This window comes from Candidatus Microthrix subdominans (genome assembly GCA_016719385.1).
GTDB classification, from domain to species: Bacteria; Actinomycetota; Acidimicrobiia; order Acidimicrobiales; family Microtrichaceae; genus Microthrix; species Microthrix subdominans.
Map to the genome: position 1 here is coordinate 299,487 of JADJZA010000006.1, position 13,978 is coordinate 313,464.

Consider the following 13,978-nt stretch of genomic DNA (forward strand, 5'->3'; position numbering starts at 1 on the left):
GGGCCGCTCCGGGGTTCCGGGTGACCGGCCTACGTCGGGTCGACGAAGTGGACCGGCAGGTGTTTGATGCCGCCGATCCAGTTGGAGCGAAGCGGATCGGGTGGGCCGAGGGCCTCGATGCGCGGCGCCCGGCGAACCAGCTCCTCGAACAGCACCCGGATCTCCATCTTCGCCAGCTGGGCGCCCAGGCAGAAGTGGGGGCCGCCGCCGCCGAAGGCGACGTGCGGGTTGGGGTCGCGGGTGATGTCGAAGCGGAACGGGTCATCAAAGACCTCCTCGTCCCGGTTGGCCGAGACGTACCACAGCGAGATCTTGTCGCCCGCCTTGATCGTCTTGCCCCGCAGTTCGAAGTCGGCGGTGGCGTTTCGGCGGAAGTACATCACCGGCGTCGCCCAGCGGAGGATCTCCTCGACCGCCCCGGCGATGTAGCGGTCCGGGTCGGACACGAGCAGCGCCCATTGGTCGGGGTTTTGAAGGAACGCGTTGAGCCCATGGGAGATGGCGTTGCGGGTCGTCTCGTTGCCGGCGACCGACAACAGCACGAAGAACATGTTGAAGTCGGTCTCCGAGAGCGACTCGCCGTCGATCTCGGCGTTCAACAGCGCGTCGATGATGTCGTCGCCCGGGTTGGTGCGGTGGGCCTCGGCCAGCTTCTGGGCATAGAGGAACATCTCCACCTGGGCCTCGGCCAGGCGGTCCTCGCTCACCTTGTACTCCTCGTCGTCGCCGCCGGCGACCAGCCGGTTGCTCCAGTCGAAGATCTTGTGGCGGTCCTCCCGGGGCACCCCGATCAGTTCGGCGATCACCTTGAGGGGCAACTCGGCGGCGACGTCGACCACAAAGTCGACCTCGCCCCGGGGGAGCGTCTCGTCGAGGTTTTCAGCCGTCAGGTCCCGGATGTGACCCTCCATCTTGGCGATCATCCTGGGCGTAAAGCCCCGGTTGACCAGGCGGCGGTAACGGGTGTGGCCCGGCGGGTCCATGTACAGCAACAGGCTGCCGGTCACCTCGCTGTGGTCCTCCTCGTCGGGGCCCGGCTCGGGCAGGCCGACCACGCCGCCCAGGGCTGCAGCGGAGGAGAACGTGGCGAAGTCTCGGCTACACGTGATCACGTCCTCGAGCTTGGTGATCACCCAGAACCCCGGGCCATCGGGCTCGGCGTGATGATGCACCGGGTCGTTGGCCCGCAGCCAGGTGAACCAATCGTGCGGGACGCCGTCGGCGAAGCGATCCAGGTTGAGCAGGTCGATCTCGGGGGCGTCGAGCTCGGTCACGGTCGCATCCTTCCCTCAGCGCAACACTCGGTGGGGCGCAACGCTGTTGGTCGATCAAAGTAGAACGGATTCTATCTGAACGGTCTCTAGATGTGGTGTGTCTCTGTTCACCCGCTGGGTCGGCAGGGGGAACGCGATCGCTGGCGAAGGGCGCGAGAACGTGTTCTACTTGAAGCGACGTTGGTGGGCGCCAGCCCATCGCCGCAGGCCGTCATCGCAGCCCAGCTCCACGGAAGGTTGGCCCCATGACACTCACCGAACCGGTACCCACCGAGACAGCCGATCGAGAAGCCAGCGCCGCTGCGCCGTACACGATCATCTCGGCCGACTGCCACGCCGGCGGCAGCCACCAGGCCTATCGGGAGTACCTCGACCCCGAGTTCGTTCCCGACTTCGACGCCTGGCGCGGCGAGTACAAGAACCCGTACAAGGATCTGGGCGACAAGCGGAAGCTGCGCAACTGGGACAACGAGATGCGCAACTCCCAGCAGGAGGCCGACGGCATCGCCGCCGAGGTGGTGTTCCCCAACACCGTCCCGCCGTTCTTCCCCAGCTTCGTGCTGTTCGCCAAGCCGCCGACCGACGAGGAGTATCGCCACCGCCATGCCGGGGTGACGGCCCACAACCGATGGCTGGTCGACTGGTGCAACGAGTATCCGGAGCGCCGGGCAGGCGTGGGCCAGATCTTCCTCAACGATGTGGACGACGCCATCGCCGACGTGCGCTGGATCAAGGAGAACGGCCTGCGCGGGGGCATCCTGCTGCCCAACATCGCCCCGGACGTCAAGTGGGTGAAGCCGCTGTACGACCGCTGCTACGACCCGCTGTGGCAGGTGTTGCAGGACCTCGAGGTGCCGATCAACATCCACAGCGGTTCGGGCAACCCGGACTACGGCCCCTACCCGGTGTCGATGCTGCTCTACATCAATGAGGTGCCGTTCTACACCGAACGCCCGCTGGTGCAGCTGATCCTTTCGGGCGTGTTCGAACGGTTCCCCCGCCTCAAGGTGGTGCTGACCGAGGCCGGGTGTGCCTGGGTGCCGCCGCTGCTCGAACGCCTCGACACGAACATCCGCAGCATCCGTGACACCGGTGCCACCGGCGAGATTCGCTACGGGGCCGACCACATCCTGCCCAAGGACGCCACCGAGTACTTCCACCAGAACGTGTGGATGGGGGTCAGCCAGCCCCGACAGGCCGACGCCGACGCCCGCCACATCATCGGCCTCGACAAGTTCATGTGGGGCAGCGACTACCCCCACGACGAGGGCACCTACCCCTACACCCGGGAGAACCTGCGGGCCCGCTTCAGCGACGCCCCCGAGGCGGAGATGCGCAAGATCCTCGCCGGTAACGCCGCCGAGATGTACGGCTTCGACCTGGACGCCCTCGCCCCGCTGGCGGCGCGCATCGGGCCGACGGTCGAGGAGGTCGCGCGGCCGATCGGCGGGGTGCCCGACAAATCGCTCGAGCGGATCTCCGGTGACATGGATGCGAGCGCAATCAAGTGAGCGACGCCACCGACAACGAGGTCGCAAGGTCCGCCGCCGGGTCGCCGTCCGGCGCTGAGTCCCCGTCCGGCACTGAGTCCCCGTCCGGCGCTGAGTCCCCGTACGGCGCTGAGTCGACGTACGGCACGGTGGCGCCGCAGGCCGAGAGCGGGGGCAACGTCCCGGCGCTCGGCTCGGCCCCCGAAGTGCTGATCGTCGACGATCCGGCGCCACACGTGCGTCGCCTCACCCTCAACCGGCCCGAGAAGCGCAACGCGCTCAGCCACCAGCTGCGCGCCGAGATCATGCATGCCCTGCAACAGGCCGACCAGGACCCCGAGGTGCGGGTGATGATCGTGCGCGGTGCGGGCACCTGCTTCTCCGCCGGCTACGACCTGGGCGGCGGCAACGAGGGCGTCGACATGCCCCACTTCACCGCCGAGGGCGAAGGCCAGTGGCCCCGCCACGTCACCGAAACCTGGATGAGCATCTGGGACCTGGCCAAGCCGGTGATCGCTCAGGTGCACGGCTACTGCCTGGCCGGCGGCAGCGAGCTGGCCACCGGGTGCGACCTGGTCTACGTCGCCCACGACGCCAAGATGGGCTACCCGGCGGTGCGTTTCGGCGTGCCCGACATGCACTTCCACGCCTGGATGCTGGGCATGCGCGCCGCCATGGAGATGATGGTCACGGGCGACTCGATCTCCGGCGACGAGGCGGTGCGCCTCGGCTGGGCCAACCGGGCCTTCGACGAGGCCGACCTGGACGACGAGGTGCTCGCCGTCGCCGGGCGCGTCGCCAACATCCCCACCGACATCGTGTCGCTCAACAAGCGCGCCGTGCACCGGGGCATGGACACGATGGGCATGCGCACCGCCATCCGCCAGGGCACCGAGCTGTGTGCGATGGGCACCAAGGCGGCCACGTTCACCGAGTTCATCGACAAGATGCGCGACGAGGGCCTCACCCAAGCGCTGGCCGAACGGGACGCACCCTTCGGCGACTACCGCACCGGCGGGTGAACGCCGGGGCCGAGTGGCCCGCCCGGCCGCCCGACCCGCCGTCCGTCGCTTCGCCCCCTTCGCCGCCCACCACGACGGGGCCGGTCGCCGGGGTGCTGGCGATCTTCGTCGGCGTGCAGCTGGCCCAGATCCTGGGTGCGCTCGACGGCACGATCGTGGCGACGGCGCTGCCCACCATCTCAAGCGACCTGGGCGGCTTTTCGCGGATCACCTGGGTGATCACGGCTTATGCCCTGGCCACGGCGGCGTCGATGCCGATCTACGGCAAGCTCGGCGACCTGTACGGCCGCAAGCGCATGCTGGTGCAGGCGATCGGGGTGTTTCTGGTCGCCTCGCTGCTGTGCGGGGCGGCCCAGAGCCTCAACCAGTTGCTGCTCGCCCGGTTCGTGCAGGGCCTGGGCGCCGGCGGGTTGGGGACGCTGTCGATGGCCGTGCTCGCCGACGTGATCCCGGCCCGTCAGCTTGGACGGTGGATGGGCTACCAGGGGGTTGCCTTCGCCGTGTCCAGCGTTGCCGGACCGCTGGTTGGCGGCCTGTTCGTCGACCACCTCAGCTGGCGCTGTGCGTTTTTCGTCAACCTGCCGGTCGGGCTGATCTCGGCGGTGATCGTGGCGACCAAGGTGCCGAGCAGCCGGCACCGGGTGGTTCACTCGATCGACTGGGCGGGCTCGCTGCTGCTCGCCGCCGCCCTGAGCGCGCTGATGCTGGTGGCGACGCTCGGCGGAGAGACGTTTGGGTGGACGTCGCCGCAGCTGATCGCGCTTGCGATCGCCGTGCCGGTGCTTGGCTTCGCGTTCGTTCGGCGCCAACTCGTCGCCCCAGAGCCGGTCCTGCCCCTCAGGCTGTTCGGCGACCGGCTGATGCGGGCCAGCATCGGTGTGAACTTTGCCAGCGGCGTGCTGATCTGGGGCGGCATCTTCTTCGTGCCGCTGTTCGTTCAGGAGGTGAACGGTGTCAGCCCCACCGCCGCCGGGTTCACGCTGATGCCGTTGATGTTCGGGGCCGCCGCCGGAACCTTGGTGGCCGGTCGGGCGGTCGAACGGTCGGGCCGGATCCGGTCCTGGCCCATCGGTGGTTCGGTGCTGATGGTGATCGGTATCGCGTTGCTGGCCACGATCGGGCTCGCCACCCCGACGGCGGTAGTCGGGGCGTGGGCGCTCATGCTCGGCCTCGGCATCGGGTTCGTCATGCAGCCGTCGCTGCTGGCGGCACAGAACGCGGCGCCGGTGGGCGACCTGGGTACGGCGACCTCGACGGTGCTGTTGTGCAGGTCGCTCGGCTCGACGATCGGCATTCCGATCTTCGGTGGGATCCTCAATGCAGGCCTGGCTGCCAGGGGCATGGGCGCCGCCGGGTTTGCCCACGCGGTGCCGCTGGTCTTTCTGGCCGGCGTGCCGGTGGCACTCGCCTCGGTCGTGCTGGCCCTGCGCCTGGAGGACCGTCCCCTCCGTACCGAAACGGTGATCGCCGAGCGGGCCGCCCCTCAGGGGTCGTAGGGGGAGATCAGCACCCGACAGGCGCGGTGGAGTTCCTCGGTCACTGTGGCGAAGTCGGTCCGTCCGTTGGCCCACGTGATCAGGGCGGAGTACCAGACATGGCCGAGCACGGCCAGGATGTCGGCGCGGGTGTCGGGGTCGAGGTGGGCCAGGATCGGGTCGCCGACATCGGCGATCGACGAGCGAACCGCCCCGCCGCTGCTGCGCACCCCGGCGTCGGGCGAGGCCATCGCCCGCACCAGCGCCTTGGACAGCTTCGGTTGGCGTTCCATGGTGGCGCACGCCCGATCGAGCACGTCGATCATTTGCTCGGTCGGGGTGTCGCCCCGGGGCGGGCGCTGGGCCACGCGATCGCGTAGGCGTCCGGTCCACTCCGACGTCGCTGCGGCCAGCAGGTGATCCTTGGAGGAGAAGTTGCGGTAAATGGTGGCGAGGGCGACGTTGGCGGTGGCGGCCACATCGCGCATGTGCACGGCGTCGTAGCCGCCCGCGGCACCCAGCTCGAAGGCGGCGTCGATCAGGCGTCGGCGGCGCTCCTGTTGCTCGGGTGTGTACCCCTGCGCATCGTTCGCCTGGCCATCTCCGGCCGGGTGGCCGGGCGGCCCCTTGTGGTCGGAATTGCGACCGTCACCTTCGGAGGCGCCCTCATCGGAGCCACGGGCGTCCCCGTCGGAGCCGGTCGACGAGCCGACAGCGACGTCAGCCACGATTGGCCGATGTGGGAACGTCGCGGAAGGGCACGTGTTTATCCTGGCGTGCCTCGGGCGGCAGGCCTAAGACCCGCTCGCCCATGATGTTGCGCTGGATTTCGTCGCTGCCGCCGGCGATGCGGATCGATGGGGCCGACAGGAAGTACTGCTGCCATTGGCCTCCCTCCGGTGCCGACGCGGCGGCCAGCATCCCCGCGGCACCCTCGATCGCCAACGCCAGGTCGGCGTTGCGCTTGCGGTGCTGGGCGGCCATCAGCTTCAGCGCCGAGGTGCCCGGCCCGGGCGGTTGGCCCTTCGCTGCAGCGGTCCGGGCCTGCATGCCCAGGTAGTTCATGATCTGCGCCCGGGAGTGGGCGGCGGCGAGCCCTTGTCGCACCCGCGGCTCGGCTGTGGCGCCGCTTCGCCGGGCCAGACCGAACAGGTCGGCCAGCCCCGGGCCGCCGCCGTGCCCGCCCATAAACGTGCGCTCGTTGGCCAGCGTGGTCATCGCTGCCGCCCAGCCGCCACCGACCCCGCCGAGCACGGCGTCGTTGGGCACCCGGGCTCCGGTCAGGAACACCTCCGAGAAGTGCGATGCGCCGGTGATCTGTCGCAGCGGGCGAATCTCGACGCCGGGCTGGTGCATGTCGATGAGGAAGTAGGTGATGCCCCGGTGCTTGGGCACGTTGGGGTCGGTGCGGGCGAGCAGGATGCCGTAGTCGCTGTAGTGGGCGCCCGAGGTCCATACCTTCTGGCCGTCGATGACCCACTCGTTTCCGTCGCGCACCGCCCGGGTCGCCAGGCCGGCCAGGTCGGATCCGGCGCCGGTTTCGCTGAACAGCTGGCACCACACCTCGTCGCCCCGCAGCATCGGAGGCAGGTAGCGGGCCAACTGATCGGCGTCGCCGTGGGTGATGATCGTCGGTCCGGCCATGCCCGTGCCCACCACGAAAGGACTGGTTGGCAGCGACCGCTTGGCCGCCTCTTCGCTGAAGATGGCGGCGTAGGCGGGCGGGGCGCCCCGCCCTCCGTAGGTCTCGGGCCAGGTGATGGCGGCCCAACCGTGGTCGGCCAGCAATGCCTGCCACGGACGGGCCCGCTCGACGAAGGCTGCGTCGTCCTCGCCCGGCCGGCGTCGAACCCGCAGGGCCTCGGGGCTCGACCGGTGCTCATCCAGCCAGGCCACCGCCTCGGCACGAAAGCCCGCTTCGTCCGGTGACTCGTCGAAGTCCATCCAACTCCCTCATGGCGTCGATCCGCTGCGCCGGCCCTACCCGGTGTGCTTCACCCGCATCGGCGCGAGAACGTGTTCTACCACTCGTCTGGCCGCGTTTCACGATGTTCCACGTGAACCCATTCTGCGAGCATCCCCTCCGAGGTCCCAGCATGTGCGGTGCCCTTCTGGTGTCGTTCGTTCGCTGCCATGGAGGGGTGGACCTGGCCAGCTACGATGTCATGTTCCAAGGAACATTGGATTAATGGTGCTGAGGAAAGGAAAGGTTCCGGGATGGCTGTCGCAGTGAGGGCCGACATCGACGGCCAAACCGACGGCACCGAGCGGCGCGCCGAGTTCTTCAGCCGGCTGGCGGTGGTCGGCAAGGCCTTCGCCAGCGCCAAGCGCCTGGAGTTGGTCGACCTGCTGGCCCAAGGCGAGCGGGCGGTCGACTCGCTGGCTCGCCAGGCGGGCATGGGTATCACGACCACCTCGTCCCACCTGCAGATTCTGAAGATGGCCCACGTCGTGTCCACCCGTCGGGCCGGCACCCGCGTGTACTACCGGCTCAGCGGGGACGACGTGGCGACGCTGTATGCGTCGCTCGGGCGGGTGGCCCGCGCCCACTCCGCCGATGTGGAGCGGGCGCTCGAGGCCTACCTGGGCACCGGTTCGCTCGACGACGTCGAGCTGATCCGGCGGGACGATCTGATGCGGCGCATCGAGGATGGCGACGTGCAGGTGGTCGACGTGCGCCCGGCCGAGGAGTTCGACGCCGGACACATCCCCGGGGCGCGCTCGCTGCCCTTCGGCGAGCTGACCGAGCTGACCGAGCGGCTCGAGTCGCTCGACCCCAACCTCGACCTGGTCGCCTACTGCCGTGGTGCCCATTGCGTGATGGCCCACGACGCAGTCCGCCTGCTCGAAGCCGAGGGTCGTCATGCGGCTCGTCTGGAGGACGGCATGCTCGAGTGGCGGCTGTCCGGTCTGCCGGTGGAGGTCGACGTATGAGGCGCGTCATCGAAGCGTTCACCGCTCTGCTCGCATGGCCCGCCCGTCGTTGGGCGACGGCGGTCGGGGCCGGCGTCGCGTTCGCGCTCGTCATCGCCATCCCCACCGCCCTGATCAAGAACCCGATCTTCGGTCGGCAGATCCCACCGACGTGGTGGTCGTGGCCGTCCCTTATCGTCAGCTCGGTGCTCGGCGGCCTGCTGGTCGCCACCTACGTGCGCGACCCGGCGGTCAACCCGCCGTCGCAGGTAGCCGGCGATTCGGTCGCCGCCGAGGGCGAGTACGACGACGATGAGGACCGGGTCAATCGTCGGCGTGGCACCATCGGTGGGGTGCTCACCTTCTTCGCGGTCGGGTGCCCGGTGTGTAACAAGCTGGTGCTGATCGCGCTGGGCAGCGCCGGTGCCATCACCTGGTTCGAGCCGATTCAGCCGGTCTTGCAGGCGGTTGCCGTCGCCCTGCTCGGCTGGGCGCTGTTCGCCCGCCTCGAGGGCGAGCGGTTCTGTCCGGTCACCCCCGCAGCCGAGCCGGTCGGCACCCGTTCGGGCGACGACCTCAGCTGAGCGTCGCCGGCGCCGAGCGCCACCGTGGCGGGGAACACCCATCCGGGTACCCGTCCCACCCAATCGAGCACGCGATGGCTCACCGACACCTCGAGGCCGCTGGTGTCGCCCAGGCCGATCGCCGAGGTGCCCCGGCGTCGGCCGCACGTCACCCCGGTCCGATCGATCCCAATCATCCGTTCTGGCGGAACGGCCACGCTCCTGAGGTACCGTCGTTCCATGGCAGATACGGGTGAGACAGCGGTCGATCTGAAGCCCCACAGCAGGGACGTCACCGACGGGTTCCAAAAGGCACCGTCACGGGCGATGCTGCGAGCGGTCGGCATGGGCGACGAGGACTGGGACAAGCCCCAGATCGGCATCGCCTCGTCGTGGAACGAGATCACCCCCTGCAACATGACGCTGTCCAAGCTGGCCGGCCACGCCAAGACCGGCGTCAGCCAGGCCGGGGGCTATCCGCTCGAGTTCGGGACGATCACCGTCTCGGACGGCATCTCGATGGGCCACGAGGGCATGCGCGCCTCGCTGGTCAGCCGAGAGGTGATCTGCGACTCGGTCGAGACGGTCATCTTCGCCGAGCGCCTCGACGGGGTGGTCGGCCTGGCCGGCTGCGACAAGTCGATCCCGGGCATGTTGATGGCCGCCGCCCGGCTCGATGTGGCCAGCGCCATGATCTACAACGGGTCGACGATGCCCGGCGAACACAACGGCGAGGCGACCGACATCACCAGCGTGTTCGAGGGCGTCGGGGCCTGTGCGCTGGGCGCCATCACCCCCGAGGAGCTCGACGAGATCGAGCGGACAGCGTGTCCGGGTGAGGGCGCGTGCGGCGGCATGTTCACCGCCAACACGATGAGCTCGATCGGCGAGGCCCTCGGCATGTCGATCCCCGGGTCGGCGTCGCCGCCGGCCATCGACGGTCGGCGCGACGAGGACGCCCGCCGAGCCGGTGAAGCGGTGGTCACCCAGCTCCGCGCCGGCATCACCGCCCGCACGATCCTCACCAAGAAGGCGTTCGAGAACGCCATCGCCCTCACCTCGGCGCTCGGCGGGTCGACCAACGCCGTGCTGCACCTGTTGGCGATCGCCAACGAGGCCGAGGTCGACCTCGAGCTCGACGACTTCAACCGCATCGCCGCTCAGGTGCCCCACGTCGCCGATATGAAGCCGGGCGGCCGGTTCCACATGACCGACCTGGATCGGGTTGGCGGCGTGCCGATGGTGATGAAGATGCTGCTCGACGCCGGGCACCTGCACGGCGACGCGCTGACGATCACCGGCAAGACCGTCGCCGAGAACCTGGCCGACATCGACCCGCCCGGCCCCGACGGCACGGTCGTGCATCCCCTCGATGCGCCGATCCACTCTGAGGGCGGCATCAACATCCTCACCGGTTCGCTGGCACCCAAGGGGTCGGTGGTCAAGGTCGCCGGGCTGACCAAGGAGCAGATGCTCTTCGACGGTGTCGCTCGGGCCTTCGACGGCGAGGACGCCGCGATGACGGCGATCCTCGACGGCACGATCGAACCGGGAACGGTGCTGGTGATCCGCAACGAAGGTCCCAAGGGCGGGCCCGGCATGCGGGAGATGCTGGCGATCACCGGGGCGCTCAAGGGTGCCGGCCGGGGCAGCGACTGCGCGCTGGTCACCGACGGCCGCTTCAGCGGCGGCACTTGGGGGTTCTGCATCGGCCACGTGGCGCCCGAAGCGGTCGATGGCGGCCCGATCGGCCTGGTGGCCGACGGCGACCGCATCCTGATCGACGTCCACGAGCTCAAGCTGGACCTGCTCGTTGACGACGCCGAACTGGAGAAGCGCCGCCAGGCGTACGCACCGCTCGAGCCCGTTTACACCCGCGGCGTGCTCGCCAAGTTTGCCAAGCTGGTGCAGGGCGCCGAGACCGGGGCGATCACCAACCCCCGCTAGCGATTTCGCTGGGTGACGAGTTCGACCGCTCTGAGGAGCGCAGCTCCTCGGAGTCGGCCGGAGGGTCGATATGGGGCGTGGTGCGCCACATCAGGCAGAGGAAGGTCACCGTCAGGCCAGGCCGATCACTTCACCCGCCGGAACCGAGCCTTCAACCAGCCGAGCATCCCATGCGACGCCGTGTCGGTGGACGCTGCTTTTTTGGGTCGGGTGAACCAGCGCGCCGCCACCTTGCCGATCCAAGCGGCTGGTCCGGCGACCCACCTCATCGGACCGGGGAATTCGCTGCGGAGCACGTTGGCGGCGACGGTTACCAACTGGCCTGCCGTGGCTTGAATTTCGCTGCTTCCCGGGTCGTTCAAGGTGTCCAACCCAACACGCCACGTGCGCTTGTCGACGGCCGGAAGCGTTTCGGCGATGATCTGATTCTGTCGGATGGCGATGAGTGCGTTTCGAACATCGTTCTCGGATTCTGCGCTCGGGTCCTGGCCGCCCTGGACCTCGACTTCCTTGTTCGCAGCCCTCAGCTCGGCGAGGTAGTCGCGCACGGCGGTCTCTTGGTCAGGGGTCAGGTCATCCAGAAGGATCTGGATGCCCGTCGACGCGCTGTCGAGGCGGCCCCACATCCAGTCGTTCTCGCGCCAGCGCTGATCGAGAAATGCCGAGAAGTTGCCGAGTTCGTTGCCGGCCAGCTTGACTTGGGGACGAAGAAAGTTGGGGCAACCGGTCCATCCGTCCGGCTTTTCTTCGCCGATTTTGTCCGACTTGGTCTTGAGAAGCTCGAACTCGCCGGCGAGTGGTGTGATGGCTGCGGCCGAGAGGCGACGAAACTCGATTTCGGTACCTCCCGGCCGGCCGCTGAGATACTCGGGCATGCACAGGATCTCCAGATCGGCAAGCGCATGCTTGGTCGTCTCTGGTCCCCGAATCACCAGGTCCAGCAGCTCAGCGGGGTGGCCGTCAGGGAGTTTCCCGGTGCTGATCTTGCGGACCTCGTCGACCTGCTTGACAATCCTCTCGAGGATCAGTTCCCGAAGACCCGTGCCTCCTTCGCCGGGGTCGGCGCCGCCGTCCGAGTCGACCAGCGCTTGCAGAACCGCATACGTGCCCGCAAGGTACGGCCCGGAGTCGTTCTCGTCGAGCAAGGTGTTGGACACCTCGCCGGACACGCAGAGGAGGCCGTCGAGAGTCGCCAGCGATTCGGTGCACCAGCCGTCCATCGACCCGGCGGGCACGTATCCCCTGCGTCGGGCGAGGGTCACCCAGCCGATGCGTCTCGTGCGCTCCAGCAGGCTCACCACATCTTTCAGCCGGTACATCTCCAACTTGGCATCACCGATGGCGTCGATGGCCTCGGCGTCTTCGGCGGATGATTCGACCGCACGGGTCCATTCCAGTGTCAGGGCGAGCGTTCGGCGCAGCACCGCAATGCCGGCGCCAAACAGGGCGTCGACATGATTTTCCGGCACCTTGCCCACCTGCTGGGGGACGTCCGGGCCCCCGCCCACCTGCTGTTGGAAGGCGGCGCTGAGAACGCAGTCCAGGTTGTTCAGGTCGGAGTCGATCCAGTCCCCCAGTGGGGCGCGCCAAGAGGACTCGTCGTCCACGACCGGAAACGGGTCCTCGCCCAGCGCAATCACCGGCTGGTCGAGCAGCCGACGCAGCCGAACGGCGTCCGCCGTGGCCCGCTGCATGGCGTAATCCTCCCAACGTGAGGCGTCCAGCTGGAACGTGGTTGCGCCCGTTTCGGCTTGGTGCCTTTTGAATCGGGCGAGGGTCGCCGCGCGAAGCAGTTGGGCCATGCGGATCGACCGGTTGTGGCGATCGAGTTGCTCGAGGTCGCCGTCGATGGACTCGTGCTGAAACTTCGCAGTGAGGGCACCCTTCGCCACGGCCTTCACCTGGCGGCGCTTTTGTTGGGCGGCGTCGGGGGTGTCAGGTGTTTGGGCAGCCTTCCCGCCATCGCCCGCCACGACCTCGGTCGGTTGCCCGCCGTCAGGGCATGGCCCCGCCGGCCCCGCTGGTGGCGGTGGCCCGGTGGGGTGGAGGTACACCAGCACCCGGCGGGTTGGGCCGTCCGCAGCGGCCGCAACGATGGCGTCGAGTGCGCGCCCCAGCGGGATGTTGTCGACGATGCCGCCGTCCGTGACGACGAAGTCGTCATCTCGCTGGGGCGCTCGCGCCCCGATGGGCTCACCGCGGCTGTCGCCAAACACGCCGCGACAGTCGACCCGCCGATGATCATCTCTGGTCCAGCGCTCGGCGTCGGGGGTGACCGGTTCTCCAAACTTGCAAGGACGTGTCGATCGAACGACCGCAGCCTCGAATGCGACGGGAAACGAGGAGGTGGCTCGTCCGGCGAGTGCGAGGCGGGCCACGGCTTCGGGACCGACGAGATCGTCCCGGCCGTTGACGTCGTTGGGCGAGCAGCGGAAGTGAAAGAGCGCCGAGGAGCGTGAACGTTTGATCTGTTCATCGCTCAGATGGTGGCTCGGGATCTGGAGTGGCTCGACCATCGTCGCGGTCAGCTGAAGGTCGACGAATGGTCTTGGTTCCGATGGGGTGTCGACGAGAATCAGTTCGCGGAGTCGTTTGTAGAGCTCGTCGAGGAATTTGCCGTCGCCGTCGAACAGGGAACTCCACGGAGGCTCACAGCGCCGGATCTCGTTGATGGAGGCGACTTGACTCCAGGTCGGCAACAGCTCGCGCATCGGGTATCCGTGGCGGATGGCCCCGGCGAACAGCACCCCGTTCAGGCCGCCGGCACTCGTGCCTGCGAGCACGTCGACGACGACGTTGCTGTACCCGCACGCTTCGACAAGACCGCTCCAGAAGGGATCCCCATCTGGGGGTGTCGAGCGTCGAAGCTCGTCGATCTCCGCGCAGGCGCCACCCGACCACACGGCCAGGCTGACGCCGCCGCGCATGCCGAGGGCCAAGCGAAGTTCGCGTTGCACGTTCATGGTTGTTCCTCAAGTCTGGGATCGACCCAGTAGCCGTTGTGTTCATCCGTCTGTCAGAGCGCGTCGGTTCCGGCGTCGTCCGACATGCCGAGGACGGAGGCCGCTGTCGGCCCGCCTATGCCATGGACCCGGATCTGCATGGCAGCCGTCCCTTCCCCTAGCAGGACAATGACACCTGAGCATCCACATAGCAACGAGGAATCAGCCCGCACCGGTGTGCTGGTGACGTCGGCGAAGCTGGGTTGCGTGAACGGGGTTTCGCCGCACTTGAATCATGTTGTCGGGACGGCCTCGGGTAGGCGCTGGTCGCCTGGGTCGGACGTCGTCTCCC

At 68.3% G+C, this 13,978-nt stretch carries 10 protein-coding genes; 6 read left to right on the top strand and 4 right to left on the bottom strand.

The genetic code is table 11. The annotated features are described in order from the left end of the window. Window positions 1-29: 29 nt before the first annotated feature. Complete coding sequence (locus tag IPN02_09475; GenBank protein MBK9297048.1) at window positions 30-1,274, bottom strand: cytochrome P450; 1,245 nt, start codon at window positions 1,272-1,274, stop codon at window positions 30-32. 245 nt (window positions 1,275-1,519) lie between these two features. Between IPN02_09475 and IPN02_09480 the strand changes: the two genes are divergently transcribed. The 3 genes from IPN02_09480 to IPN02_09490 all read left to right on the top strand — a co-directional run bounded on the left by IPN02_09480 (window position 1,520) and on the right by IPN02_09490 (window position 5,282). Beyond that, window positions 1,520-2,785, top strand: a complete 1,266-nt coding sequence (locus tag IPN02_09480) for an amidohydrolase (GenBank protein MBK9297049.1) — start codon at window positions 1,520-1,522, stop codon at window positions 2,783-2,785. A 128-nt stretch (window positions 2,786-2,913) separates the two neighbouring features. After that, window positions 2,914-3,786 carry an enoyl-CoA hydratase/isomerase family protein gene (locus IPN02_09485; GenBank protein ID MBK9297050.1) on the top strand — a complete coding sequence of 291 codons (873 nt, stop codon included), beginning with the start codon at window positions 2,914-2,916 and terminating at the stop codon, window positions 3,784-3,786. Then, the gene (locus tag IPN02_09490; GenBank protein ID MBK9297051.1) at window positions 3,783-5,282 is read left to right on the top strand and encodes an MFS transporter; all 1,500 of its coding nucleotides are present in this window, start codon (window positions 3,783-3,785) and stop codon (window positions 5,280-5,282) included. The genes IPN02_09485 and IPN02_09490 overlap by 4 nt, the downstream gene beginning before the upstream one ends. Here IPN02_09490 and IPN02_09495 read toward each other — a convergent pair. Both IPN02_09495 and IPN02_09500 read right to left on the bottom strand, forming a co-directional pair. After that, the gene (locus IPN02_09495; GenBank protein MBK9297052.1) at window positions 5,270-5,989 is read right to left on the bottom strand and encodes a TetR family transcriptional regulator; all 720 of its coding nucleotides are present in this window, start codon (window positions 5,987-5,989) and stop codon (window positions 5,270-5,272) included. The genes IPN02_09490 and IPN02_09495 overlap by 13 nt on opposite strands. After that, window positions 5,982-7,205 carry an acyl-CoA dehydrogenase family protein gene (locus IPN02_09500; protein MBK9297053.1) on the bottom strand — a complete coding sequence of 408 codons (1,224 nt, stop codon included), beginning with the start codon at window positions 7,203-7,205 and terminating at the stop codon, window positions 5,982-5,984. Before IPN02_09500 ends, IPN02_09495 begins: the two co-directional genes overlap by 8 nt. A gap of 273 nt (window positions 7,206-7,478) precedes the next feature. On the opposite strand from IPN02_09500, the gene IPN02_09505 reads away from it, so the two are divergent. From IPN02_09505 to ilvD, 3 genes are all read left to right on the top strand, one after another. Continuing rightward, on the top strand, window positions 7,479-8,195 hold the full coding sequence (locus tag IPN02_09505; GenBank protein MBK9297054.1) for a metalloregulator ArsR/SmtB family transcription factor: 717 nt from the start codon (window positions 7,479-7,481) through the stop codon (window positions 8,193-8,195). Beyond that, entirely contained in the window at window positions 8,156-8,758 is a 603-nt protein-coding gene (locus tag IPN02_09510; GenBank protein ID MBK9297055.1) for a hypothetical protein, read from the top strand. Before IPN02_09505 ends, IPN02_09510 begins: the two co-directional genes overlap by 40 nt. A 219-nt stretch (window positions 8,759-8,977) precedes the next feature. Then, window positions 8,978-10,684, top strand: a complete 1,707-nt coding sequence (gene ilvD / locus IPN02_09515; protein MBK9297056.1) for a dihydroxy-acid dehydratase — start codon at window positions 8,978-8,980, stop codon at window positions 10,682-10,684. A 125-nt stretch (window positions 10,685-10,809) separates the two neighbouring features. On the opposite strand, the gene IPN02_09520 is transcribed toward ilvD, so the two are convergent. Further along, window positions 10,810-13,647 (bottom strand): patatin-like protein, encoded by a 2,838-nt coding sequence (locus IPN02_09520; protein MBK9297057.1) that lies wholly within the window; start codon window positions 13,645-13,647, stop codon window positions 10,810-10,812. Window positions 13,648-13,978: the final 331 nt, after the last annotated feature.